The organism is Actinomadura alba, assembly GCF_014323705.1.
GTDB lineage: Bacteria > Actinomycetota > Actinomycetes > Streptosporangiales > Streptosporangiaceae > Actinomadura_C > Actinomadura_C alba.
This window is the reverse complement of the sequence record NZ_JABVEC010000007.1, coordinates 15,160-37,139: the sequence shown is the minus strand read 5'-3', so window position 1 is coordinate 37,139 and position 21,980 is coordinate 15,160. Positions and strand designations below refer to the sequence as shown.

At 70.1% G+C, this 21,980-nt stretch carries 30 protein-coding genes and 2 tRNA genes; 20 read left to right on the top strand and 12 right to left on the bottom strand.

The window, feature by feature from the left end; genetic code table 11:
- Positions 1–50: 50 nt before the first annotated feature.
- Positions 51–1,235, bottom strand: a complete 1,185-nt coding sequence (locus HKK74_RS11520) for a lipase family protein (RefSeq protein ID WP_187243149.1) — start codon at positions 1,233–1,235, stop codon at positions 51–53.
- 182 nt (positions 1,236–1,417) lie between these two features.
- Here HKK74_RS11520 and HKK74_RS11515 point away from each other — a divergent pair, with 182 nt between their 5' ends.
- The gene (locus HKK74_RS11515) at positions 1,418–1,708 is read left to right on the top strand and encodes a hypothetical protein (protein ID WP_187243148.1); all 291 of its coding nucleotides are present in this window, start codon (positions 1,418–1,420) and stop codon (positions 1,706–1,708) included.
- 487 nt (positions 1,709–2,195) lie between these two features.
- Here HKK74_RS11515 and HKK74_RS11510 read toward each other — a convergent pair whose 3' ends face one another.
- A complete protein-coding gene (locus HKK74_RS11510; RefSeq protein ID WP_187243147.1) occupies positions 2,196–3,068 on the bottom strand; it encodes an aldo/keto reductase family oxidoreductase in 873 nt (290 codons plus the stop codon).
- 131 nt (positions 3,069–3,199) lie between these two features.
- Between HKK74_RS11510 and HKK74_RS11505 the strand changes: the two genes are divergently transcribed.
- The 10 genes from HKK74_RS11505 to HKK74_RS11460 all read left to right on the top strand — a co-directional run bounded on the left by HKK74_RS11505 (position 3,200) and on the right by HKK74_RS11460 (position 8,217).
- Positions 3,200–3,643: a winged helix-turn-helix transcriptional regulator gene (locus HKK74_RS11505; RefSeq protein WP_187243146.1), complete on the top strand. Its 444-nt coding sequence runs from the start codon at positions 3,200–3,202 to the stop codon at positions 3,641–3,643.
- A gap of 119 nt (positions 3,644–3,762) precedes the next feature.
- On the top strand, positions 3,763–3,936 hold the full coding sequence (locus HKK74_RS11500; RefSeq protein WP_187243145.1) for a hypothetical protein: 174 nt from the start codon (positions 3,763–3,765) through the stop codon (positions 3,934–3,936).
- A gap of 147 nt (positions 3,937–4,083) precedes the next feature.
- The gene (locus HKK74_RS11495) at positions 4,084–4,314 is read left to right on the top strand and encodes a hypothetical protein (protein WP_187243144.1); all 231 of its coding nucleotides are present in this window, start codon (positions 4,084–4,086) and stop codon (positions 4,312–4,314) included.
- Complete coding sequence (locus HKK74_RS11490) at positions 4,292–4,813, top strand: DUF6879 family protein (protein ID WP_187243143.1); 522 nt, start codon at positions 4,292–4,294, stop codon at positions 4,811–4,813. Before HKK74_RS11495 ends, HKK74_RS11490 begins: the two co-directional genes overlap by 23 nt.
- A 15-nt stretch (positions 4,814–4,828) precedes the next feature.
- A complete protein-coding gene (locus HKK74_RS41355) occupies positions 4,829–5,683 on the top strand; it encodes a DUF5753 domain-containing protein (RefSeq protein WP_187243142.1) in 855 nt (284 codons plus the stop codon).
- 62 nt (positions 5,684–5,745) lie between these two features.
- Entirely contained in the window at positions 5,746–6,186 is a 441-nt protein-coding gene (locus tag HKK74_RS11480; RefSeq protein ID WP_187243141.1) for a hypothetical protein, read from the top strand.
- A 77-nt stretch (positions 6,187–6,263) separates the two neighbouring features.
- Positions 6,264–6,674 carry a hypothetical protein gene (locus HKK74_RS11475; RefSeq protein ID WP_187243140.1) on the top strand — a complete coding sequence of 137 codons (411 nt, stop codon included), beginning with the start codon at positions 6,264–6,266 and terminating at the stop codon, positions 6,672–6,674.
- A gap of 48 nt (positions 6,675–6,722) precedes the next feature.
- Positions 6,723–6,956 carry a DUF397 domain-containing protein gene (locus tag HKK74_RS11470; RefSeq protein ID WP_187243139.1) on the top strand — a complete coding sequence of 78 codons (234 nt, stop codon included), beginning with the start codon at positions 6,723–6,725 and terminating at the stop codon, positions 6,954–6,956.
- Between the two features lie 63 nt (positions 6,957–7,019).
- Positions 7,020–7,451 (top strand): hypothetical protein, encoded by a 432-nt coding sequence (locus HKK74_RS11465; RefSeq protein WP_187243138.1) that lies wholly within the window; start codon positions 7,020–7,022, stop codon positions 7,449–7,451.
- Positions 7,393–8,217 (top strand): methyltransferase domain-containing protein, encoded by an 825-nt coding sequence (locus tag HKK74_RS11460; protein ID WP_187243137.1) that lies wholly within the window; start codon positions 7,393–7,395, stop codon positions 8,215–8,217. Before HKK74_RS11465 ends, HKK74_RS11460 begins: the two co-directional genes overlap by 59 nt.
- Positions 8,218–8,299: 82 nt before the next feature.
- Here the strand turns inward: HKK74_RS11460 and HKK74_RS11455 are convergent, their stop codons facing one another.
- Positions 8,300–9,430: a methyltransferase domain-containing protein gene (locus HKK74_RS11455; RefSeq protein ID WP_312881420.1), complete on the bottom strand. Its 1,131-nt coding sequence runs from the start codon at positions 9,428–9,430 to the stop codon at positions 8,300–8,302.
- Between the two features lie 607 nt (positions 9,431–10,037).
- Here HKK74_RS11455 and dnaN point away from each other — a divergent pair.
- Positions 10,038–11,204, top strand: a complete 1,167-nt coding sequence (dnaN, locus tag HKK74_RS11445; RefSeq protein WP_187243135.1) for a DNA polymerase III subunit beta — start codon at positions 10,038–10,040, stop codon at positions 11,202–11,204.
- A 128-nt stretch (positions 11,205–11,332) separates the two neighbouring features.
- On the opposite strand, the gene HKK74_RS11440 is transcribed toward dnaN, so the two are convergent.
- Both HKK74_RS11440 and HKK74_RS11435 read right to left on the bottom strand, forming a co-directional pair.
- On the bottom strand, positions 11,333–12,373 hold the full coding sequence (locus HKK74_RS11440; protein WP_187243134.1) for a WD40/YVTN/BNR-like repeat-containing protein: 1,041 nt from the start codon (positions 12,371–12,373) through the stop codon (positions 11,333–11,335).
- Between the two features lie 136 nt (positions 12,374–12,509).
- Entirely contained in the window at positions 12,510–13,073 is a 564-nt protein-coding gene (locus tag HKK74_RS11435) for a helix-turn-helix domain-containing protein (protein WP_187243133.1), read from the bottom strand.
- 167 nt (positions 13,074–13,240) lie between these two features.
- Here HKK74_RS11435 and HKK74_RS11430 point away from each other — a divergent pair, with 167 nt between their 5' ends.
- Together HKK74_RS11430 and HKK74_RS11425 are read left to right on the top strand one after the other, a co-directional pair.
- Complete coding sequence (locus tag HKK74_RS11430) at positions 13,241–13,918, top strand: B3/B4 domain-containing protein (protein WP_187243132.1); 678 nt, start codon at positions 13,241–13,243, stop codon at positions 13,916–13,918.
- Positions 13,918–14,781 (top strand): EamA family transporter, encoded by an 864-nt coding sequence (locus tag HKK74_RS11425; protein ID WP_187243131.1) that lies wholly within the window; start codon positions 13,918–13,920, stop codon positions 14,779–14,781. Before HKK74_RS11430 ends, HKK74_RS11425 begins: the two co-directional genes overlap by 1 nt.
- A 360-nt stretch (positions 14,782–15,141) precedes the next feature.
- Here the strand turns inward: HKK74_RS11425 and HKK74_RS11420 are convergent, their stop codons facing one another.
- The 5 genes from HKK74_RS11420 to upp form a co-directional block, all read right to left on the bottom strand.
- On the bottom strand, positions 15,142–16,515 hold the full coding sequence (locus HKK74_RS11420) for a helix-turn-helix domain-containing protein (protein WP_187243130.1): 1,374 nt from the start codon (positions 16,513–16,515) through the stop codon (positions 15,142–15,144).
- A 159-nt stretch (positions 16,516–16,674) separates the two neighbouring features.
- Positions 16,675–17,202 carry a PH domain-containing protein gene (locus HKK74_RS11415; protein ID WP_187243129.1) on the bottom strand — a complete coding sequence of 176 codons (528 nt, stop codon included), beginning with the start codon at positions 17,200–17,202 and terminating at the stop codon, positions 16,675–16,677.
- The gene (locus HKK74_RS11410) at positions 17,199–17,354 is read right to left on the bottom strand and encodes a hypothetical protein (RefSeq protein ID WP_187243128.1); all 156 of its coding nucleotides are present in this window, start codon (positions 17,352–17,354) and stop codon (positions 17,199–17,201) included. The genes HKK74_RS11415 and HKK74_RS11410 overlap by 4 nt, the downstream gene beginning before the upstream one ends.
- Positions 17,355–17,429: 75 nt before the next feature.
- A complete protein-coding gene (locus HKK74_RS11405) occupies positions 17,430–17,681 on the bottom strand; it encodes a hypothetical protein (RefSeq protein WP_187243127.1) in 252 nt (83 codons plus the stop codon).
- A gap of 167 nt (positions 17,682–17,848) precedes the next feature.
- Positions 17,849–18,487 carry a uracil phosphoribosyltransferase gene (upp, locus tag HKK74_RS11400; RefSeq protein WP_187243126.1) on the bottom strand — a complete coding sequence of 213 codons (639 nt, stop codon included), beginning with the start codon at positions 18,485–18,487 and terminating at the stop codon, positions 17,849–17,851.
- 70 nt (positions 18,488–18,557) lie between these two features.
- Here upp and HKK74_RS11395 point away from each other — a divergent pair, with 70 nt between their 5' ends.
- The 6 genes from HKK74_RS11395 to HKK74_RS11370 all read left to right on the top strand — a co-directional run bounded on the left by HKK74_RS11395 (position 18,558) and on the right by HKK74_RS11370 (position 21,382).
- A complete protein-coding gene (locus HKK74_RS11395; RefSeq protein WP_187243125.1) occupies positions 18,558–18,740 on the top strand; it encodes a hypothetical protein in 183 nt (60 codons plus the stop codon).
- Between the two features lie 90 nt (positions 18,741–18,830).
- The gene (locus HKK74_RS11390) at positions 18,831–19,316 is read left to right on the top strand and encodes a tRNA adenosine deaminase-associated protein (protein WP_187243124.1); all 486 of its coding nucleotides are present in this window, start codon (positions 18,831–18,833) and stop codon (positions 19,314–19,316) included.
- Between the two features lie 162 nt (positions 19,317–19,478).
- On the top strand, positions 19,479–19,928 hold the full coding sequence (locus HKK74_RS11385; protein ID WP_187243123.1) for a tRNA adenosine deaminase-associated protein: 450 nt from the start codon (positions 19,479–19,481) through the stop codon (positions 19,926–19,928).
- Between the two features lie 55 nt (positions 19,929–19,983).
- Positions 19,984–20,421: a tRNA adenosine(34) deaminase TadA gene (gene tadA / locus HKK74_RS11380; protein WP_187243333.1), complete on the top strand. Its 438-nt coding sequence runs from the start codon at positions 19,984–19,986 to the stop codon at positions 20,419–20,421.
- A gap of 10 nt (positions 20,422–20,431) precedes the next feature.
- Positions 20,432–20,521 (top strand) — tRNA-Ser (locus HKK74_RS11375).
- A gap of 111 nt (positions 20,522–20,632) precedes the next feature.
- A complete protein-coding gene (locus HKK74_RS11370; protein ID WP_187243122.1) occupies positions 20,633–21,382 on the top strand; it encodes an RDD family protein in 750 nt (249 codons plus the stop codon).
- An 86-nt stretch (positions 21,383–21,468) separates the two neighbouring features.
- On the opposite strand, the gene HKK74_RS11365 is transcribed toward HKK74_RS11370, so the two are convergent.
- Complete coding sequence (locus tag HKK74_RS11365) at positions 21,469–21,768, bottom strand: type II toxin-antitoxin system VapB family antitoxin (protein WP_187243121.1); 300 nt, start codon at positions 21,766–21,768, stop codon at positions 21,469–21,471.
- Between the two features lie 96 nt (positions 21,769–21,864).
- Positions 21,865–21,970, bottom strand: a tRNA-OTHER gene (locus tag HKK74_RS11360).
- Positions 21,971–21,980 lie beyond the last annotated feature (10 nt).

Sequence of the window (21,980 nt, the reverse complement as noted above, 5' to 3'; positions counted from 1 at the left end):
GTGTCGTGCCACACCCGGCCGCGGGCCGCTTGTCCGTACCCGGTCGGAGGTCAGCAGTTGCTCGGCGCGCCGCGGCCGGCCAGCCGGTCGGACAGCCAGTTGCCGGCCGGGATGGACCCGAGCACCGCCGTGCCCACGTGGTCGGCGGGATAGACGTTCCACTGCACCGAGACGCCGCGCGAGCAGTAGGTGCGGCGGAGGGTGCCGGCCTGCGCGATCGGGATCGTCACGTCCAGGAGACCGTGGTAGAGCAGCATCGGAACGCCGGGAGTGGCGCCGCCGAGCTTGTTCTCGGCCAGCCGCGCCTGCCACGCGGGGAGTTCCAGCACGTCCGGTACGGTCGTGAACTCGTTCATCCGGCGATCGGCGAGCTTGCCCTGGATCTCGGAGAGGCAGTCGTCACGGATGTCGGCGAACAGTGCCTTGCCCTCGGCCGTCAGCAGCTCTTCGAAGGGCAGCTCGGGGTAGGCCGCGTCGAAGCCGACGCCCGCCATGGGCACGTAACCGGCCTCGGGGCCGCCGTCGAGATTCGCGGCCACGGCGTTCAGGTCGGCCGGCGTCCCGCCCGCGGCGATGCCCTTGATGGGCAGCTCGGGGGCGTAGTCGCCGCGGATCTGCGCCGCCCACCCGACGGCGGACCCGCCCTGTGAGTAGCCGCTGACGGCCATCGGCGCGGACGCGCTGAGGCCGGCGTCCGGCAGCCGGGTGGCGGCCCGCATGACGTCGAGGACGGCATGGCCGGCCGACGGGCCGACCATGTAGGTGTGGTCGCCGGGCGTTCCGAGGGCCTCGTAGTCGGTCACCGCGACCGCCCAGCCGCGGCCCAGCAGCAGCGAGATCAGTGACGCCTCGGTATCGGTGCCGGCGTCGATCTGCCGGGACGGCGCGCACTGGTCGCCGAGGCCGTGTGAGCCGGGGGCGTATCCGATGATCGGGCGTGGCCCGCCGTACGGCAGGATCGGAACGATGACGGCGCCCGAGACGGCGATCTGCCGGCCGGTCGCCGAGGTGGACAGGTAGAGCACGCGCCACGCCCGGGCCAGTGCCGGAACGGTCGCCTTGTAGTTCATGCGCTCGGACCGGATCACGTCCCCGGACTTGCCGGCGGGCAGGGGGGAGGGCGGGGTGTAGAAGTCGGCGGCGGTGGCGGCTCGGTGCGGCATCGCCATGCTGAACACGACGATCAACGCGACCAGAACCGCCTGAGCGCGTCGGGAACGGACGCGTGCGCTCATGGTCGGCTCCTCGGGGAGGGGGTGGAGAACTGACTCGGAGCGGCGCCAACCGGATTGTTACCCTCGAGTAGAGAGGCGGTCAAGAGATATCTGAATCCTTTTCACCTTCGCCTTCCCGGGTTCCGCATTCGGGTGCGTGATCAGGTCTTGTCGGGAATGGCGGCGCGGGCTACCGTCCAGCCATGAGCGTCCTGCACCGACCGCGCGTCGCGTGGGAAGGTGCCCGCGTCTTCGTCGCCGCCGCCAACGCCGATGCCTACTACTGGCTCAGCGACCTCGTGGGGCGGCATCTCGGTGTCATGTACCAGCTCAGGCTGGCCGAGACGCGCATCCGCCTGCAGGCCGAGGACGCGTCGTACGCCGAGACCGGTGTCTGGCGGGCGCACTTGGAGGATCTGCTGTACGACCGCCCCGAGCTGACATCGCTCGTGCACGAGCTGGCCGGCGAGACCTCCTCGCGGCTCGACCGCTGAGCGACCGTACGACGCGCGCTTCTGGCCGGCAAACGCGGAGGAAGCTACTGTGCGGCCCACGCGCTGCCGTCCGGGTCGCTGAAGTAGACGAACGACCTGTCCTTGGGAGGGATCGCGGGTACGAAAGACCTGGTTGCACCGCTCATCCGCCGGTGGACACGGCATCGGCGCTCGTCAGCGCCGACCAGCTACACGATGGAACTCGTGCGAGGGCTCAACCGAGATAAGGATGCTCTCGGCCCTCAATGAAGTGACGCAACCTGAGCTGCTGTGTGTGGTGCATCGGCAATCTGTCAATCTCGTCCGGAGACAGGGCCTCCTCACCAGCCACCGGCGTCCCAACGGATACCGCGACTACAGCGAGGATGCCGCACGCCAGGTCGCCTTCATCCAGGACCTCTACAGCGCCGGACTTCCCCTCCGGAATTATCCGGGAGATCCTTCCCTGCGCCGGATCGACACGCCCCAAGGGCGACTGCACCGAACTCTAGTGGCCGATCTTGTCCAGCTCGGCGAGCTCCTCGTCGGAGAGCGAGAGTCCCGCGCCGGCGACGTTCTCGCGCAGGTGCGCAATCGATGAGGTGCCGGGAATCAGCAGGATGTTCGGCGACCGCTGCAGCAGCCAGGCTAGGGCGACCGACATCGGCGTGGCATCCAACCGGGCGGCTACGGTCGAGAGCGCCGAGGACTGCAGTGGGCTGAAGCCGCCGAGCGGGAAGAAGGGCACGTAGGCGATGCCCTCTTCGGCGAGCTCGTCGATCAGCTTGTCGTCGTGGCGGAAGGCGAGGTTGTACATGTTCTGCACGCACACGATCGGCGCGATCGCCTGTGCCTCGGTGACCTGTTCCGCCGTCGCGTTGCTCACGCCGAGGTGCCGGATCAGGCCCTGTTGCTGGAGTTCGACGAGCGTCTCGAACGGCTCAGCGAGCGAGCCGGGTTGGGGTCCCTCGGCGTTGCCGAGCCGGAGATTGACCAGGTCGAGCACCTCGAGGCCGAGGGTTTCAAGGTTCTCGTAGACGGAGCGGCGCAGATCTTCGGGCTGTCGGGCCGGGGGCCAGCCGCCCTGCTGGTCGCGGGTCGCGCCGACCTTGGTCACGATGTGCAGCGATTCGGGGAATGGGTGCAGCGCTTCACGGATCAGCCGGTTGGTGACGCGCGGTCCGTAGGCGTTGCTGGTGTCGATGTGGGTGATTCCGAGGTCGACGGCCTCGCGGAGGACGGCGAGTGCGCCGTTGTGGTCGGCAGGCGGACCCATGACCCCGGGGCCGGCGAGCTGCATAGCGCCGTAGCCGAACCGGGTGACGGTCAGGTCGCCCAGGGTCCAGGTGCCGCCGGGAAGCGAAGTGGAGAGCGTGCTCATACCTCTGACTTTCGTGTTGAGCTGGGTGGTGGCGCCTAACGGCTCCTTGCATCAGTATTGGTATCTAGCTTCCTGACGGGAAGTAGGCACTTCGGAGTGCGTAAGGCACCCACGGGTCAGAGGAGCGGTCGATGGCAACGATGACGGCGGGCCAGAAGAGGGCACAGGCCAAGGCGGAATATGACGCTTTCCTGGCGGCATGTCCAAGCCGCAAGCTGCTCGACCGGATCTCCGACAAATGGGTCACGCTGATCCTGGCCGCGCTGGGCAGCGACGGCTCACATCAGCTAGGCGCCGACTGCGCCGGTGAGCCCCGGTCGATGCGCTACTCGGAGCTGGCCCGTCTGCTGGCCGGCGTCAGCCAGAAGATGCTCACTCAGACGCTGCGCTCCTTGGAGCGTGACGGCCTGATCACCCGCACCGCGACGCCGACCGTGCCCGTCACGGTCTCCTACGAGCTGACCGACCTCGGTCTCTCACTGCACCAGATGATGCGCGGCCTCAAAACCTGGGCCGAGATGCACATGGACGATGTGCTCGCCAACCGCGCGACGTACGACACCCGCGTCGCCTGAACCAAGGAGCGGAGGCGTCACATCAGCCTCTCTCTCCATCCGCTACCCCAACTCGTCGACGTCGAGGTCCGGCCGCGCAGCCCTGACCCAGCGACCCCGTGGGGCGGTATCTCGGCGTCATGTACCAGCTCAGGCTGGCCGAGACGCGCATCCGCCTGCAGGCCGAGGACGCGTCGTACGCCGAGACCGGTGTCTGGCGGGCGCACCTTGAAGATCTGCTGCACAACCGCCCCGAGCTGACATCGCTCGTGCACGAGCTGGTCGGCGAGACCTCCTCGCGGCTCGACCGCTGAGCGACCGCACGACGCGCCCTCCGACCCGTCAAGACCGCGGAGGCAGGCGTGTGACGTCGTTCGTCCTGGTTTCCCTTGACCACCCGACCGGAGTGGGCGAGAGTCGCAAGTGCACTCCGGTGCACACCCCCCGCGAAGGAGACGAGCATGGCTTTAGAGTTCCTCGGCGGAGACCCTGAATCTGACGACGGCGGGTCGCCGACGGTGTGGCGTGACCCGGCTACCGGCGACTATGTCCTACGGGGCTGGGTCATCGCCGATGCGGAGACGCGCACAGACGTCGGCGCGGATCCCCCGGGCGAGGTGACGATGCGGTTTCCAGCCCGCATGATGCAGTTCTTTCCGGAGGTGAACAGTGGCGGTGCCGACCTACGGTGACCTGCTGCGTTCGGCCGTGACTTCGGCGGTACACCTGGAGATGCGCGACGTCTACACCGTGGATTCCGAGCAGGAGAGGATCGCGGCGTGGCGAGCCGGCCACCGATACGACCCTGCCGACCGTGGCTCGTGGTGGCGGCCGTGGCTGGATCTGATCGCCGAGACCGTCGCCCGCGGCGTTGACGTACGCCGGGCACGCATTGTCTCCGAGCCGGTGAGCGAGTACATCAGGTATTCGCACTCGTACGCGTTCACCAACGTCGCGGCCGGCGAAGGGCTGCGGTGGCTACCGCGCCGCCGGGCATCGCATCTGGTGCTGCCGGGCAACGACTTCTGGCTTGTCGACGGGCAGCTCGTACTGTTCAACCATTTCGACGGTGACGGCCGCCCCACGGGCGTCGAGACGACCGACGATGCGGCGACGGCCAAACTCTGCGCCTCGGCGTTCGATGCAGTCTGGGAACACGGCATCGATCACGAGGACTACCGGCCGGCCTGACACCCGCCTCGCTCCGTGCCTTCGCCGACCTCGCCGTCGTCCATTGTCCAGCAGGCGCGGCAAGCGCTCGCGGATCGGCTCCGCGAGATCCGCACCGAGGCCGGCCTCACTGCGCAAGCACTGGCCGCGGCGGCGGGATGGCATCGCACGAAGGTCTCCAAGCTCGAGCACGCGGTCACGTCGCCGTCTGCTGCGGACATCCGCGAATGGTGCGATCTATGCGGTGCTGCCGATCAGGCGGGTGATTTGATCGCGTCGTTGCGTGCGGTCGATTCGATGTATGTGGAGTGGCGGCGGCTTCACCGGGCCGGCTTGCGCCGTCAGATGGAGTCGCGGCTGCCGTTGTATGAGCGGACCCGGCATTTCCGCGCCTACTCGTCGTGGCTGGTGCCGGGTCTGCTCCAGACCCGGGCGTATACGGCCGCCGTCCTCCGCTCGATCATGCGGAGACAGAGGCTTCCCGACGACGTCGACGAGGCAGTGGCGTCCAGGATGGAACGTCAGCGCGTACTGCACGAGGGAGACCACCGGTTTGCGCTGCTGATCGAGGAGTCAGTACTGCGGTCGGCCGTATGCGATCGCGGCACGATGGCCGGACAACTCGACCACCTCATCACCTGCTCGTCTCTGCCGTCCGTCAGCCTCGGCGTGATCCCGATGGGCACCGGACGCGACCGGTGGCCGGTCGAGGGATTCTGGATCTTTGATGAGGAACAGGTGAATGTCGAGTTGGTGTCCAGCTACCTGACGATCACGCAGCCTCGGGAGGTCGCCGAGTACGCCCAGGCGTTCGCCGAACTGGCCGCGATGGCTGTTCATGGCGAGCCCGCGCGGGCGCTCATCAGAGCGGCGATCGACGCGCTCGGCTGAACTACTGCACACTCCTGCACACTCATTGAGTCGCGCTTTCCGACCCACCTAGCGTCGCCGCCATGACAGCGATGCGGGCACGATCCAGTCGGGAACCACCTCGCCTGTACTCGTGGACCGTGGTGACCGAGGCCGGTGGCGTCGGCGCCGTGGGCGTCGCCGATGACTACTACCGTGCGTGCCGCGAAGTTGTGGACGCGCTCGCGTCCGCCCCGGCCGGATCGCGCGGCCTGATCCACCGGGTGTGCCTGAGCTACCACCGCACGGCGTACGTGTACGAGGGCCTGATCGCCCGCGGCCGGTTCCGTCGCGGGCGTGTCGTGTGGGACAAGGTTTCCCCGCCGTCCGCATGGACTCATCTGCGGCCGCGGTACTCCGACCCTGACCACGCCATCGGCGACGCCATCCCGCCCGAGGCGTTCGCCGCAGGGTTCGAGGACCTTCAGACCCACAAGGAGCGCCAGGCGCGCACTGCGGCATCCAGCTTGACGGACCGGTGGTAGCCGTGGGCGTCTCCTGGCCCGACCTGCCGTCCCTGCCGGTGAGCGCGCCCGCCCGTACGCATGGAAGGAGTGACACCATGCCCCTGTACCTCAGCCCGGACCATCCGCCTGCTGCCCTTGCAGCACTCCGGCAACGATTCGCAGGCATCCCGATCTGGTTTGGCCAGTACACCGGGCACTACTGGGCGCTGGTCGACCGCGCCGGGTTCGTCGAGGGCTACACCGCGGCGGACCTTGCCGAGCAACTCTCGAACCTCACACGGAACCAACCACCCCCGATCGGCCGTACGGTCCGCGTACCGTCCCCGGGCGCTGGGTCGTACGGTCCCCTGCTGATGAGCGCGGCGGCGCCGTCGACTCCCTCGTCCACCCCCCGACGAGGCAGGTCCGGCGCCGCCGCGCCATCGCCACCACACCGCCGCAGGCCCGGCCGGTGGGCACCGCTGCGGCACCGCATCGGGTTCTGGCTCGCCCCCGTACCGGCCTGACCCCAGCTCCGCCCGGCACGGTGTCGGGCGGCGAACGAAGGAGGAACCATGGACCACGGCGCGACGTCCCCCTTAACGCCCGCGCTCGACTTCCACACCTCGAGCCGTTGTTCGGACGGATGCGGCGGTTGCTGCGTGGAGGTCGCACAGACCCCCACTGGAGTGACCTTGCGCGACACCGAGGGCCGCACCGTCGAATACACCGACCAGGAATGGGCCGACTTCCTCGTCGGCGTCCGGCGCGGAGAGTTCCACATCATGCGCGACACGGTCACCGGCTGACTTTCCAACCGACAGGCCCCGCCCCTCGCCCGCGGGGCCTGTCCCCGTGATAGGACCGCATGGATGACGCTGCCCGCGTTCGACCACGAGTACTGGCGCACGCCACGCGAGGACTGGACGCATCTCGGATATCACTGGCATTGCTACTCCTGGACCGGCGACGGGCGCATGATCGCCAACGATGCGGCCCGGCGCGACCCCGCCACCGAGCTCCCACCCACCGTCATCCGCGAGTGGCTCGGCAAGGCGGACCGCATCATCCGAAAGTCGCCGAGAACGCCCGACGACGCGGTCGCGTGGCTACGACGCGAGTACGAGCGAGCGGTGCCGCAACTCGGCGCCCAGGCCCTCGACATCCCGGACGAGATGCGGTTCGGCCGAGCGCTCCATGACCTCCAGTGCGGCAATGACATCTCGTGGGGGTTCTGGCTGACCGGTGGCTCGTCGTACGTCTCCATGGCCGTCGTCGCCACGGCGGAGTGCCGACTGCACTGACGCCGCCGTCGCCCTGGGCCCAAGCGCGGCGCGCGGCACTGATCAGAGCAGAGAAACGAATGGAGAAAGCAGATGGGCAGGCACGGTACGGGCGGAGACGAGCGAGACGGCAGCAAGGATAAGAACAACGCCTTGCGCGGCGTACGACCGGGTCATCGCCTCCGCGTCAGCACGTGCCGTTCCCTATGCGTGGGTGGCTCAGATCCGGCCCGGTGGGGCCATCCTCACCCCTTGGGGCAACGCCTATGACAACGGCGCACTGGCCCGCCTGACGGTCGACGAGCACGGCGCGGCGCACGGCCCGTTCGTCGACAACACCGTGGCGTTCATGTGGCTGCGTGCCCAGCGCGCCGTGCGGCCCACGCCGCCGACCGAACCGGCGGACGCGGCCGAGTCGACCACGACCCTGCATCCGGACGCGGTCGCCTGGCACGACTACGACGCCAAGTTCGCGGTCGGACTTCGGCTGCCCGACGTGAGCGTGAGGTTCTCGGACGCCGACGACGGAAGCGACGATTTCACCTTCTGGGCATTCTCTGGCCCGTCCTGGGCGCGCGTCGACGTCACCGACGGCGCCTCCACGTACCAGGTGCGCCGGCACGGGCCGCGCGCACTCTGGTCAGAGATCGAGGCCGCTTACAGGTGGTGGGAGGAGATCGGGCGGCCGGCCACCGGACGGTTCGGTCTCGCGATCACTCCCGACCGCCAGTACATCTACCTCGACTCGCCCGACAACCTTGTCCGATCCGATCACCGAGAGGGCTGACCCTGCGCACGACGAACCTTACCTCCCGGAGGAGGGCGGGGCGTTTGCGAATGCGATGGGACGCATGCCCTGGGTAGGCGAATCAGGTCGTCACGACCACGTTCGCCGGGCTGTCCAACCACATGTGCTGCCCGTCAGGAAGGACCGTTAGGCCGAACCTGTCACGCACCGGCCTGCCCCAGGACTGCCACCGGAAGTAGGCATCCTCGACCTCATCCCAGAGACAGCGATCTCCATGCTGTATCACCGGGAACTCCACCGCACCTGGTTGGTATTCGGCGGTCGCCCACGACCCATCGGCATCGGCGCACCACAGGATGACAGATCCGTCGTCCCTACGGTCCTCACGCAGCAGGACACCTGGGAGCTGGCCAGCGAGCGCCGCGTCCACGCCGTACGAGTCCCACACGATCGAGCGTGGATCCACCGCGGTCGTTGACGTCGCCGCATCCCCCTCGCATGCGCCGGCGGCTGGCCGCTGAGAGCGCAGCAGCATGTAGCCCGCCGACCCGGTGAGCCGTCCTATCGCTGTCCCGTCGCGCTGCACGTCCAACCGGACCTGGTGGCCGAACGCTATCCCTGGTGACCAGGGCAGCACGATGATGCCGCCTGGGCGGGTCTGCTCTACCCAGGCGTACGGGATGTCTCGCACGCCGCAGGTGACGTGCACGCGGTCGTAGGGTGCACCTTCCGGCCAGCCGTCCGTGCCGTCGCCGACGACGAGGTGTGGGGCGAAGCCTGCGGCGTGGAGGTTCATCTCTGCCTGCTTGGCCACCGTGGCGTCGACCTCGACCGAGATGACGTTGTCCGCACCGAGGCGGGCGGACAGGAGCGCAGCTGTCCATCCGGTGCCCGTGCCGATTTCCAGAACCCGCTGGTGGTCGTGGACGTACAGCAGCTTCAGGAACTCGATGACGACCGTGGGGGCGGAGCATGAGGAGGTGTAGTCGCCGGCGCCCGCGCTGATGTCGGTTGCGCCGTCGTCGAGCTGGGTGACGATCGCGGCATCGGAGTAGGCGGCGTCCCACCATCCGTTGGGGTCTTGGGTGTGGTCGATGTGCCCGTCTGGGCCGCCTGGTGGTCCGGCCAGGATGGACTCTGGCAGGAACAGGTGCCGTGGTGCCTGGTGCATGGCCCGCCGCCACTCGGGTGGGGCGGCGAGGCGGTTCGCGAGGGCGTCAATGCGTGCGGAGACGTCGGGTGGTTGCGTCACCGTCTACTTGCCTCTCGTACCGCCGCCGGGAGGTGGGGTGTCTTTACTCGGCGGATCTTTGGGGGGCTCGTACGGCTTGTCTTTCGGATCGCCTGCGTGCCTTCCACCCATGGTGGGCTCCTCTCTTGTGTCCCGGTATGGGGGACGGTACCCGCGCTGGAAGATCGATAGGCGGGTGTGGCGCACAGCGGAACGGCCCCGATCCTCTCGAAGCGGAGGGACCGGGGCCGTTGTTGTCCACCGTGTCGGCGGGTTACAACCGGCTGCGCCGGCGTCCCACCGGTTGCTGCTCCACAGGCCCACGGTGCCGTGGATCCGCGACGGGCTGAATCCCACGACGCCGCGGTAGCGGATGTTCGCTCGCCTGTGCGTGCCGATGTTCGTCGCGATGTGCCCGCCGGCGGAGTCGCCGACGAGGAACACCCGCGACATGTTCGCGTCGAAAGTACCCCGCGCGGGCCCGGATCCACGCCTCGGCGCGTTTGACGTCGTCGCGTTGCGCCGGCCGTTCAACCGGCAGGGCGGCGGCCATTGAGACCCGGCCGGTTCTGTCGGCACCCCCGCATAACGTTCTGAGGGCCGGTGCTCCCGACGGAAGGCGGGCCGAGTGAAGATCCGGGTCGATCATGATGTGCTGGCCGATGCCGTGGCATGGGCCGCGCGCATGCTGCCCGCCCGTCCCACACTTCCCGTGCTCGCGGGGCTGCTCATCGAGGCCGACGACCGGCTCACGCTGTCGAGCTTCGACTATGAGGTGTCCGGGCGGGTGACGGTCGACGCCGACGTCGCCGAGCCGGGTCGTGTCCTGGTGCCCGGCCGGTTGCTCGCCGAGATCGTGCGCAGCCTTCCCCCACATCCCGTGCAGATCTCCACCGACGGCGCCGAAGCGGTAGTGACGTGCGGGAGCGCGGAGTTCGGGCTGCTGACCATGCCGGTGGAGGACTACCCGACCCTGCCCGGGCAACCGGCGCTCGCGGGCACCGTCGACGGCGGTCTGCTGGCGACCGCGGTGGCCCAGGTCGTCGTCGCCGCGAGCCGCGACGACACGCTGCCGATGCTCACCGGCGTGCGCGTCGACATCGACGACGACACGGTACGGCTGGCCTGCACCGACCGGTACCGGATCGCCGCGAGCGACCTGACCTGGACACCGGCGCGACCCGGCCTCACGGCCACCGCCGTCGTCCCGGCGCGCGCCCTCGCCGACGCGGTCAAGTCGTTGCGGCACGGCACCGAGGCGGCGATCTCGCTGGACGGTGTCGGCGACACCCTCATGGGCATCGACAGCGGCGGGCGGCGCATGACGACACGGCTCCTCGACGACCAGTTCATCGACTACCGGTCCCGGCTCGCCGGCGAGTGGACGTCGCGTGCCGAGGTGCCCACCGCGCCGTTCATCGAGGCGATCAAGCGGGTGGCGCTCGTGGCGGAACGCGCCACCCCGGTCCGGCTCGCCTTCACCCCCGGCGAGGTACGGATCCGCGCGGCGAGCGGCGATGCCGCCCGGGGGAGCGAGGTACTTCCGGCCCGGCTCGGCGGGGACGATGTCGACATCGCCTTCAATCCGAAGTTCCTGCTCGACGGGCTGGCCGGGCTCGACAGCGAGACCGCGGTGATCGACTGCGCCGGCGCGACCAGGGCGGCGCTCATCACCGGCGGGTCCGGTGACGCGGGGGAGCGGGCGGCCGGCGACCCGCCTGCGGCTCCGGCGGGCTCCGGCGGGGGTGAGCCCGGCTACCGCTATCTGGTCATGTCCGTTCGGCTGAGCGGCTGAGCGGCTGAGCGGCTGACCGGCGGAGCGAGTGAGCGGCGGAGCGGCTGACCGGCTGAGCACCGGGTACCGGGCGGTGGGGCGGTGAGTGCCGGGCGGTTGAGCGTTGAGCGCCGAGCTGCCGGCGGGTCTCAGGTCTCGCCGCGGTCGGTCGCGTACGTGTGCCGGCCGGCGGGCGCGGACACGTCGGCGGTCTGCCGGGTTCCCACCATCCAGATCGTGTGGGGTGCCGCCGAGGCCGAGCCGAGCCAGACGGCCGCCTCGCCCAGCGGTGGCGGCGAGCCGGCCCGGCTCCAGGTCCGGCCGTCGAAGTGCGCGAGTTCACCGCCGGCGCCGGCCACCCAGATGTCCGACGGGGCGAGTGCGCTGATGGTGTTCGCCGACGTGAGCGGCGGGGTGTCCATACGCCGCCAGGACCGGCCGTTCCAGCACAGCACCCCGCCGCCGTCCACGGCCCAGGCGTCGGAGGGCGACAACGCGACCACGTCGGTGAGCGGCCGCGACCCGGCCGGGCTCCGCACCCGGTTCCAGTCGTGCCCGTCGAAGTGCAGGATCAGCGCGTCCCGGCCCGACGCGCCCACGGCCCAGACGTCCCGCGGCGAGGTACCCGCGACGGCGAGCAGCCGGCCGCCGGCGATCGGTGGTGTCGCGGCGCGGGTCCAGCCGTCGCCGGTCCAGTGGAGCGCCACCGGGACGGGCCGCCCGTCGCCCGGGCCGGTTCCATGACCGACCGCCCACGCCTCCGCGGCGGAGAGCATCGTCACCCCGGTCAGCACGTGGCCGCCGTCGAGCTCCGCGGTGTTCCACCGGGCCCCGTCCCAGTGCCGGACCAGCGGGATCTCCTCGCCGGCCAGCCGGTCGTAGGCACCGCCGACGGCGATGGCGGACCCCCGGGCGGCCACGTCCACACCGAGCAGCCCAGCGCCGACGGCCCCGGGCGGCCGTTCGGCCGGTGCCGCCGTCCAGTGCGAGCCGTCCCAGTACGCGATCACCGGATGGTCCTGCGCCTGCCCGACCGCCCACGCCTCCGAAGGCGACGCCGCCACGTCGTTCAGCAGGTACTGCGGTTCGGAGACCTCGGCCGGCACCGCCGTCCAGCCGGCCGTTCCGTCGCCCAGCAGCATGGTGGCGCCCAGCACGCGGGAGGGTCTGAGGGCTCTGCTCTGGCTCACCGTCCGTGGCCCTCCCGATGGTCGGCTGCCCGTGCGCGACGGGTCGTGACGGGAAAAGGCGTCGTGACGCCCTTCACCTCAACGATTGCGTACGCATCGCCGGTTCCTGGAACGGCGCGTCACCTGCGCCGTGGCCTCAAAGGTCCATGACGGCGAGGATGAAGCGGCACACCTCGTCGTGCTCATTGCCGTACGAGTGCGGCCGGTCTCCGGCGAACACCACAGCGGCCCCTGCCTCGATCACATGGGACCTGCCGTCGACGGTGAGGGTCAGGGTCCCCTGCTCGACATAGGCGATCTCACGGGTACCGGGGATGTGCGCGTCGCTCTCGTGCGGTTCGCCGGGCCTGATCTCCCATGACCAGAGCTCGATCGACGGGCGCGGGTCGCTGCCGGCGAGCAGCTTTCCCTGGCCGCCGGAGGGTCCGCGCCACAGGACGACGTGCCGGTCCGCGGAGAACACCCGTACCGGCGGCTCCTCTTCGACCTGGACCAGCCGGGTCAGCGGCACGCCCAGTGCGTCCGCGATGCGGATCAGCGTGCCGAGGTTGGGATTGCCACGCCCCTGCTCGAGCGCGACGAGCATCCCTTTGCTCACCCCGGCCCGGTGGGCCAGCTGGTCGAGGCTCCATCCGTGCTCGGATCGCAGCGCGCGTACGGTCCGTGCCACCGCCTCGCCGACCGGCTCCGAATCCCTCACCACGCCTCCTGGTCGCCGTCCCAAGGACACCGCTCCGCCGGCGTCCCACCCGGTTGCGACAACAGTAGGGCCGCTGCGAGGTGGCCCCGACGGGCTTGGCAGCCGATCGGTCGTTATGATGCACCGCAGGTTGCATTAAGATGACCGTCCGGTGAGGGGATGTCAGCATGCTGGAGAAGATCTCGGTCGACGACGCGGTGAGGAGTCTCCGCCCGGACTTCGCCGCTCTGCTCATGACCGCCGAGGGGCTGGCCAACGCCCCCAGTGACTCGGAGTCCACGGACTGGCTGCGGATCGCCGGCGACGGCGCCGCCCGCGCGGAAGACCACCCCCACGTGGCGGCCTGGCAGGAGGCGTACCGCGGGTTCGGGGCCAAGCCGAAGCGGACCCGCCCCTCCGTGGACGCGTTGCTGAGGCGGGCCGAAGCGCTGCCCGCCATCAACCGGGTGGTGGACGCCTACAACGCGATCAGCGTCGAGTACGTGCTGCCGGTGGGCGGCGAGGACCTCGACGGCTACCTCGGCCCGGCCCGGCTCGTACGGGCGGTCGGCGACGAGGTGTTCGACACCGTCGCCGGTGGAGAATCCGTGGTCGAGCACCCCGAGCCCGGCGAGGTCGTCTGGCGCGACGACGAGGGCGTCACCTGCCGTCGCTGGAACTGGCGGCAGTGCACCCGCACCCGCATCACCGAATCGACCAAGAACGCGCTGTTCATCTTCGAGCGGCTGGAGCCCTACTCCCTCGAAACGCTTCGCGAGGCGGCCGGCGAACTCGCCGTACGGCTGCGCACGATCACGCCGGAGGTCCGGATCGAGACCCGGCTCATCGGTCCCGGGGCCGAGTGATGGTGACACTGCTCGGCCTCGGCGCGGCGCTCGGCTACGGTGTCGCCGACTTCCTCGGTGGCGCGGCCTCGAGACGGTCGAGTGTGCTCAGGGTCCTTCTGCTGGGCATGCCGGTCGGCCTCGTGCTCCTGTCCGCCGCCGCCGTCCTCACCACGGGGCCGCCGACGGGCGGCGGTCTGGCCTGGGGACTCGCGGCCGGCCTGGCCGGAGCCACCGGCATCCTCACCTTCTACCGCGCCCTCGCCCAGGGACCGATGAGCGTCGTGGCACCGGTTTCCGCACTGGCCGCCGCGATCCTGCCCGTCGCCGTCGGGACCATGCGCGGTGAACGGCTCGGGGCCACTGTGCTCGCCGGCGTCGTGCTCTGCGTGGCGGCCATCGGCATGGTCAGCATGGAGGACGGCGGGCGGGCCGGAGATCGTGTCACGTCCAGGCGGCTGATGGGCGGCGGACCGTTCTTGGCGGCCGTGTCCGGTCTCGCCTTCGGCGTCTTCTTCACCATGCTCAAGGAGGCCGGTGACGGCAACGGTCTGTGGCCGCTCGTCGCCTCTCGGGCGAGCGGGGTCGCGCTGCTCCTGATCATCGCCGTGATCCTGGGCGGGCGCATGGGCGGCGGCCGCCTGTCGGGGGCCACCACGCTGGTACTGGCGCTGTTCTCAGGAGTCCTCGACGCCGTCGGGAACGCGCTGTACTACCTGGCCGCCCAGCGGGGGATGCTCAGCCTCGCCGCCGTGCTGACCTCGCTCTACCCCGCCGTCACCGTGCTGCTGGCCCGCGTGGTCTACAGCGAACGGCTGAGGGTCGTCCAGCGGGCCGGTCTCGCCGTCGCGGTGGCGGGCGTCGCGCTCGTCACCCTCGGCTGAACCGCGCCTCGCCCTGGTCGAGCCTCGCCCTCGGGCCGATTCGGCGCGGCGGCGGCCCCGGGGCCGGCCCGGGAGGAATCCTGTCCCGTGCAGTCCGCGCCCCCGATTCGAACGCCGCCGATCGGCCGCCCAGAGGTTCGAGCCGACCGGAACGCACGGCGGACCGACGCGGAGCCAAGATCCCTCCGGCGAGCGGGCCATCCCCTTAAACCATGTTATGGCCCCTTATGAATGCTTCGTCCCAGCCTGCGGTGGTCGCGGGACCGCTGAGCGGGGACACGGCCACCGCATCGGGAGGCGGCGTCACGGCGTCCGCGCACGAGATTCCGCGCGGGAGCGCCGCTCGACGGTCGAGGGCTCCTACAGCCCGACCGCGTTGGAGGCGATGCTCTGCGCCCGCGAGATCGGCCGCAGGCCCGCGGCCTCGAGGGCCCGGCGGTAGGCGGTGGTGGCACCGTTGATGTCGCCGGTGGACTCGTACAGGTCACCGAGCTCCCGGTACAGGTGCGCCGTCGGCCGGCCGGGCGTGAGCCGGTCGAGTTCGCCGGCGGCCGCGCGCAGCACGGACGAGGTCGTGGTGCGGTCGCCCTGCGCCAGGCGGGCCTGGGCGAGGACGAGCCGGGCCCGGACCGTCTCGAGGGCCCGCGTCCCGTTCACGAGCTCGGGGGTGGAGTCGCCGGCGAGCCGGTCGAGTGCCTGCTCGGCGGCGTCGACGGCCTGCGCGGGCTCGTCGAGCAGCACCAGTGCCCTGGCCGTCTCGATCGCGCACTGGGTCGCCTCGGCTCCTCGCAGTGCGGGCGCGCACGCGCGCAGAAGGTCGAGTGCCTCCTGTGCCGCGTTCCCTTCGACCGCGTCTCCGATGCCGTACGGCGCCGTGCCCCGCAGCAGAGCCCTGGCCCCGGCCATCTGCAGCCGGGCGTGTGCCTCCGCGCGCGCTCCCTCGACGTGCGCCGCCAGTGCCTGCTCGGCGAAGAAGAGCGCGTCGCCGATGTCGCCGTCCTCAAGGGCCTTGGCGCTGGCCCGCTGGTAGGCCAGTGCGATCGACGCGCCGGCCGTCTCGGCGCCGACCAGCACGCTGCGGCCGAGCCCATGTGCGCGGGCCGGTTCGGAGCGGTCTACATAGGCGAGCAGCAAGACCCGGCTGACCTCGGTGTGCTCCTGCCCCACGGTGAGTTCGAGCTCGTGCAGCCGGGCGAGGGCCCGCTCGCCGAGGGCGATGGCCTGCCCGAGGTCACCGGCGGCGTGATAGCAGCGCGCCAGCGAGATCACGGGAGGCAGCCAGCTCGACCGGCCAGGGTCACGTTCGGCCTGCTCGCGCAGCGCCTCCAGGGCTCCGATCGCCTCGGCGAAGCGATCCATCGCCTCGAGCGCGCGCGCCCGTCCCCAGCGGGAGCGCGCCGTCAGCTCGGGGTCGTCGGTGTGCTCGATCACCTCGTCGAAACCCGCCAGCGCCGCGTCGGGCCGGCCGTCCAGCAGCGCGAGGTCGGCATGGCGCTCCCGGACCTCGAGATGGGCCCGCTGCTCCGGCGCGATGCCCTCGGAGAGGTACTCGGCCGTACAGCCGAGGCGCTCGGCGAGCAGTCGCAGCACCGCCGGCGTCGGGGTGCGCTTGCCGGACTCGATCAACGAGATGTAACTGTCAGAAAGGTCATGCCCGGCCAGCTGCGCCTGTGACAGGCGCCTGGACAGACGCAGGTCACGGACTCGCTCACCGACATTGCCTAGACCCGGCATGTGAACTCACTTAGCGGAAGAAATCAGGCGGCTCTGGTTCCGACATGATGGCATGCTGAGGCACAACTCACATCGAGAGTAACCCAAGCATTGCGGACAAAGTCCTGCAGTTCTCGTCGTGCCGCCCCGATCCACCGGAATCGGATGTGGGCGGCCTCGTCAATCATCCGAGGGATTCTTGTTGGGGAAGATCATTTCGCAGACTTCGAGGTAGAGCTGCTCGGGGTAGGGCAGGTAGTCGACCGTGCGCAGCGCCTGCTCCTGCCCGGCGGATTCGAGGACGAACTCGCCATAGCCCAGGATGCGTCCGGTGATAGAGCGCTGGAAGCCCATGTCCGTCACCTTGGTCAGGGGCATCATCGCCACTTTGCGGGTGATGAGACCGGTGGTGAGGATCATGCGCTGGTTCGTGATGACGAAGTAATCCACCGACCATTCGGCGACCTTCCAGACGAACCAGCCGAGGAGTATCAGCCAGGCCCACCAAATCCAGCTGACCGCCGCGCCCCCGGAGCCCGCCATCGTGTTGCTGAGGACGCCGGCGACGATGAGGCCGCCGAGCACCAGCGCCACCGGTTGCATGAGCACCGCCGGATGCCGGCGCACCGTGATGACCTGATTCTCGTGCGGGAGGAGATACCGGTTGACCGACGCCGGCGCGGAGTCGCCGGGCGTCACCAGCCTCATGAGGCGGGAGCGCGGACGAGGGCGGGCAGCGCGCCGATCTCCGAGACGAGGCCGGCGGTGTCAACGCCGGGGATGATCGATACGGGCTGTCGGACGGAATGACCCAGCACGATCGCCGTGGCCACCCAGGGGACGAACTCCTTGGCGGGCACGGCTGCCTCCTGAAACGTGCTGACCCACTGACCCAGCTCTGTTTCTACACTAGAGGCCGCGCCCGGTAAAGCGGGTCAAGGCGTGTTGTCGAAGGTGATCTGACGCCGGCGCTCCGCGGCCACCGTGGCCAGGATCTGCAGGTGCTTGCGGGCGATGCACAGCACCAGCTCCGGAGTGGCCGACCCGGTCACGTCCTCGGAGCTGTGCCGGGCCGCCGCGACGCAGCGGGAGACCAGCGCCGGTGGGTGGATCCCGGTGAACTCCTCGATGAGGTCCGCGGTCACCTGTTCGTAACCGGGCGGCTCGCTTCCCCCTGGGTGGGCCATGACGCTCCTCGAACTCGCTAACGCGCACCTTGTCGGCGCCCTCCGTCAGGCCCCCGATGGTCACGGCGGCGGAGGGAACGGCGCTGCCGTTCCGTAGCGGTTCATTACCCTCGGTGATCCAGTGATCAACCCATGCCGGATTAAAGGGATCCCCAGCGAGGTGCGGCTCAGACCACCCCGTACAACCGGTCTCCGGCGTCTCCCAGCCCCGGCACGATGAATCCGTTCTCGTTCAGGTGGGAGTCGATCGCCGCGGTGACGACCCGGATGGGCGCCGCGATGCCGGTGAACGAGTCCTCCAGATGCTTCAGCCCCTCGGGCGCCGCGAGCAGGCACAGGGCGGTCACGTCGCGCGCCCCCCGGGCGAGCAGCAGGTGGATCGCCGCCGCGAGCGTGCCGCCGGTCGCCAGCATCGGGTCGAGGACGTAGCACTGCCGGCCGGACAGGTCGTCGGGCAGCCGCGTGGCGTACGTCTGGGCCTGCAGGCTGCCCTCGTCGCGGATCATGCCGAGGAAACCGACCTCGGCGGTCGGCAGCAGCCTCGTCATGCCGTCGAGCATGCCGAGCCCGGCCCGCAGGATGGGCACCACGAGAGGCGCCGGCCGCGCGAGCCGTACGCCCTCGGTGGCCTGAAGGGGAGTGTCCACGTTCGTGTCGACGACGCGGACATCGCGGGTCGCCTCGTACGCGAGGAGCGTGACCAGCTCATCGGCGAGCCGGCGGAAGGTGGGTGAGTCGGTGCGCACATCACGCAGCGTGGTGAGTTTGTGCGCGACCAGCGGATGCGCGACGGCCAGGGTTTCCATGCGAGCAAAGGTACCCAGCCATCTCTTACCGTGCCGAATGGATACGTTTGCGCTGGGAAGGTAGTTCGGCATGACCGCTGAACGACCCGAAGAACCGACCCCCGAGGAGGTCCGGGACCGGCTCCAGCGTCGCGCCGTCTTCCTGTGCGAGCTGGCCGAGGCCAGAGAGCTGCGACGGAGAGTCGCCCCCCGCCGGTCCCGCCGCGCCGCCATCCACGCCGCCCTCCGCATGCATACGTTCCGGATCATCTGACAGACGCGACGCGAGTTTCGGGGTGGAGCACGCGTCCGCACTCCGCATCTGCGACCATTCCCAGGCAGGTTCCGCGGCGGTGGGGTGAAGATGACGGACGTTGGAATGACTGACTTCGCTGTTGTGGTCTTCCGGGAGGACGACAGCTGGGAGACCGAACTGCTCCCCGTCGCACTCACCGAGGACCTCGCAGGGTTCGTGCATGCTCTGCGGCAGCAGCCCGGCATCGGCGGCACGATCGGGCTGGCGGCGGTCGGCGACGACTTCTTCATCGCGATCCGCGTGCTGGGCGACGAGGTCATGGTGTTCCTCTCCGACGTGACCGCGTCGGTCGAGTGGCCGCTGGCGCGGCAGGTCCTGGACTACCTCGACATCCCGGTGCCTGAGGACGAGGAACTCGATCAGGTGCTGCCCGTCGGCGACATGTCGATCTTCGCGGACCTGGGGCTGGACGAGATGGAGCTCGGCGCGCTCTCCGGCGATCTCGATCTCTACCCCGACGAGATGCTGCTGAGCATCGCCGGCCGGCTCGGCTTCGGCCACTCGTTCGAGCGCGCGATCGACAGCATCGGCTGATCCCGCAGCCCCGGCCGGGCGGCCGGGCGGCGGAGTCGCTGGGGGCCCCGCCGGGCCGCGCGGGCTGCCCGGACGACCCGGGACGGCCCGAATGACGAAATCTCCCGTACCGCATCGCCGACACGGATGCTTCGCAGTCGCCGCTGGGTCACAATGAGAGACATGCCGTACTTCGCTGCCGTCTTCGCCCGCACCGAGCAGGGCTGGCTGGGCACCGAGGCCGAACTGGCCGAGGCAGAGGGCATAGACGACGTCGCCGACGTGATGCGCGAGGTGGCGATGGAGACGACCGGCGACCCGGTGCTGCTGCTCGTCGAGGAGAACGACCAGTGGTTCGCGGTCATGCGACTGGACGAGCAGGACGAGCCCCGCGTCTTCGTGTCCGATGCGCAGGCCCCCCTGACCAGCGACCTGGCCGGTCTGCTCAGCCAGTTCGTCGGTGAGTCGGCGCTCGAGGGTGAGGCGACCGGCGATCCCGAGCTGCTGAACGACCTTGGCCTTGACGCCAAGCGGCTGCTCGAGTTGAGCGAGCGGGCGCTACCCGGCGACGCGTTGCTGACCGTCGCCGAGCAGACCGGGTTCGCCGAGGAGTTCGACCGTATCCGTGACTGAGCCGACCGGGCCCGGCGGGCTCCCCGAGCAGGCGGAGGGGGAGTTCGAACGGGCGATGCGGCTCGCGCTGGCCGAGGCAGGGCGGGCGGGTGAGGCCGGTGACGTCCCGGTGGGCGCCGTGGTCCTGGACGCCGGGGGCCAGGTCGCCGGCGCCGGTCACAACGAGCGGGAACTCGCCGCCGACCCGACCGCGCACGCCGAGGTGGTCGCGCTGCGCCGGGCCGCCGCCCGGCTGGGCACGTGGCGGCTCGAGGGCTGCACGCTGGTCGTCACGCTGGAGCCCTGCACCATGTGCGCGGGTGCCGCCGTGCTCGCCCGGGTGGACCGCGTCGTGTACGGCGCCGTCGACCCGAAGGCGGGTGCCGTCGGATCGCTCTGGGACGTCGTACGCGACCGGCGGCTCAACCATCGGCCCGAGGTGATCGCCGAGGTGCTCGCGGCGGAGTGCGGGGCCCTGCTCACCGAGTTCTTCACGCGGCGCAGAGTCGGGTAGGCTTCCCCGCGGTGGAGTCGCCTAGTGGCCGAGGGCGCACGCCTCGAAAGCGTGTGATGGGGCAACTCATCCGTGGGTTCAAATCCCACCTCCACCGCCAAGCCGACCAGCGAGCACGCTGAAGCCCGTTTCCCTCGTGGAACGGGCTTCGTCGTGTCAGGAACCGGCCCCGCCCTTGTTGGCGCCCTGCCCGGCGAGGATGATCCTGGTCATGGCACAGGATTCCCAGGACGACCCTCCCGGCTTCGCCCCGCCCTCGGAGCCGCTGCCCGATCCCGGCCCGGCGGCCGGGTCCCAGCCGCCACCGTACGGGCGGCCCTACGGCGTGCCGGGACCGGTGCCCGGGCCGGTTCCGGGCCCCTCACCGGGTCCGCCGCCCGGCGCCTACGGGACGCCGTCGCCCTATCAGCCGTACCCCCAAGCTCAGCCGCACGGCTACGGACCGCAGCCGCGGGACCCGACCCTCGCCGAGTGGTGGCAGCGGCTCGTCGCCCGGATCATCGATTCCGTCATCATCGGGCTGGTGGTCGCGCCGCTGTGGGTCTGGCTCTATGTCTGGTACTTCGGGCAGCCGTACGAGTCCGACCTCGAGGCGGCGCTGAGGCAGGAGTTGACGTTCTTCGCCTACAGCCTGCTGATCGGCTTGGGGCAGGCGCTCCTCACGTTCTTCTACGACTGGCTCCAGCTCGGGAGTTCGGGGCAGACCGTCGGCAAGCGCGTCATGAAGACCAGGGTCGTCGCGCTGCCCGACCGCGCACCTTTGACCGGTGCCGCCGCCGCCAAGCGCGCAGGGACCTACGCGTTGGCGGGACAGGTCCCCGTGCTCGGCCTGCTGAATGTGCTGTGGCACCTCTGGGACCAGCCCTACCACCAGTGCCTGCACGACAAGTTCGCCCGCACGGTGGTCGTCAAGACCACGCCCGGCCAGAGCGCCGCCGCGGGGCCGTGGGACGGGCGCTAGAGCGGTGGAAAGGGCCCATGGCCGTCGAAACGGCCCGAGGCCGGAAAGGGAGGTACGGCCCCGGCACCTCGGCCGGGGCCGCTCGCTCACTGGGCGTCGAGGTCCAGTACCCGGGCATGCAGCACGAGCCGCTGGTGGAGCGCGGCGCGCAGGGCCCGGTGCAGGCCGTCCTCCAAGTACAGTTCGCCGTGCCACTGCACGACGTGCGGGAAGAGGTCGCCGTAGAACGTCGAGTCCCTGGCGAGCAGTGAGTGCAGGTCGAGTTCCCGCTTCGTGGTGATCAGCTGGTCGAGGCGGACCTGGCGCGGGGGGATCTTCGCCCAGTCCCGGGGCTCGAGCCCGTGCTCGGGATAGGGACGTCCTTCGCCCACCGACTTAAAGATCACGTGTGGAGTCTACGTGGCGCTTCCAATGGACGGCACATGACGAAAGAGGCCGACCCGGATGGGTCGACCTCTCTGCGTTCCTGTCTCAACCAGGTGCGGAGGGTAGGAGATTCGAACTCCTGAGGCGTTGCCACCAACACGCTTTCCAAGTCTTCGCTCACCTGTTCGGCGGCGTGTGCACCGGTCCGTGACCTGTGCCTCCGGCCGTCGCG

Excerpts from the sequence above, each read along its gene's own strand:
- HKK74_RS11520 (WP_187243149.1), bottom strand. The coding sequence starts at position 1,235 with ATGAGCGCACGCGTCCGTTCCCGACGCGCTCAGGCGGTTCTGGTCGCG.
- HKK74_RS11515 (WP_187243148.1), top strand. The coding sequence starts at position 1,418 with ATGAGCGTCCTGCACCGACCGCGCGTCGCGTGGGAAGGTGCCCGCGTC.
- HKK74_RS11510 (WP_187243147.1), bottom strand. The coding sequence starts at position 3,068 with ATGAGCACGCTCTCCACTTCGCTTCCCGGCGGCACCTGGACCCTGGGC.
- HKK74_RS11505 (WP_187243146.1), top strand. The coding sequence starts at position 3,200 with ATGGCAACGATGACGGCGGGCCAGAAGAGGGCACAGGCCAAGGCGGAA.
- HKK74_RS11500 (WP_187243145.1), top strand. The coding sequence starts at position 3,763 with ATGTACCAGCTCAGGCTGGCCGAGACGCGCATCCGCCTGCAGGCCGAG.
- HKK74_RS11495 (WP_187243144.1), top strand. The coding sequence starts at position 4,084 with ATGGCTTTAGAGTTCCTCGGCGGAGACCCTGAATCTGACGACGGCGGG.
- HKK74_RS11480 (WP_187243141.1), top strand. The coding sequence starts at position 5,746 with ATGACAGCGATGCGGGCACGATCCAGTCGGGAACCACCTCGCCTGTAC.
- HKK74_RS11475 (WP_187243140.1), top strand. The coding sequence starts at position 6,264 with ATGCCCCTGTACCTCAGCCCGGACCATCCGCCTGCTGCCCTTGCAGCA.
- HKK74_RS11470 (WP_187243139.1), top strand. The coding sequence starts at position 6,723 with ATGGACCACGGCGCGACGTCCCCCTTAACGCCCGCGCTCGACTTCCAC.
- HKK74_RS11465 (WP_187243138.1), top strand. The coding sequence starts at position 7,020 with ATGACGCTGCCCGCGTTCGACCACGAGTACTGGCGCACGCCACGCGAG.
- HKK74_RS11430 (WP_187243132.1), top strand. The coding sequence starts at position 13,241 with ATGCTGGAGAAGATCTCGGTCGACGACGCGGTGAGGAGTCTCCGCCCG.
- HKK74_RS11425 (WP_187243131.1), top strand. The coding sequence starts at position 13,918 with ATGGTGACACTGCTCGGCCTCGGCGCGGCGCTCGGCTACGGTGTCGCC.
- HKK74_RS11420 (WP_187243130.1), bottom strand. The coding sequence starts at position 16,515 with ATGCCGGGTCTAGGCAATGTCGGTGAGCGAGTCCGTGACCTGCGTCTG.
- HKK74_RS11415 (WP_187243129.1), bottom strand. The coding sequence starts at position 17,202 with ATGAGGCTGGTGACGCCCGGCGACTCCGCGCCGGCGTCGGTCAACCGG.
- HKK74_RS11405 (WP_187243127.1), bottom strand. The coding sequence starts at position 17,681 with ATGGCCCACCCAGGGGGAAGCGAGCCGCCCGGTTACGAACAGGTGACC.
- upp (WP_187243126.1), bottom strand. The coding sequence starts at position 18,487 with ATGGAAACCCTGGCCGTCGCGCATCCGCTGGTCGCGCACAAACTCACC.
- HKK74_RS11395 (WP_187243125.1), top strand. The coding sequence starts at position 18,558 with ATGACCGCTGAACGACCCGAAGAACCGACCCCCGAGGAGGTCCGGGAC.
- HKK74_RS11390 (WP_187243124.1), top strand. The coding sequence starts at position 18,831 with ATGACGGACGTTGGAATGACTGACTTCGCTGTTGTGGTCTTCCGGGAG.
- HKK74_RS11385 (WP_187243123.1), top strand. The coding sequence starts at position 19,479 with ATGCCGTACTTCGCTGCCGTCTTCGCCCGCACCGAGCAGGGCTGGCTG.
- tadA (WP_187243333.1), top strand. The coding sequence starts at position 19,984 with ATGCGGCTCGCGCTGGCCGAGGCAGGGCGGGCGGGTGAGGCCGGTGAC.
- HKK74_RS11370 (WP_187243122.1), top strand. The coding sequence starts at position 20,633 with ATGGCACAGGATTCCCAGGACGACCCTCCCGGCTTCGCCCCGCCCTCG.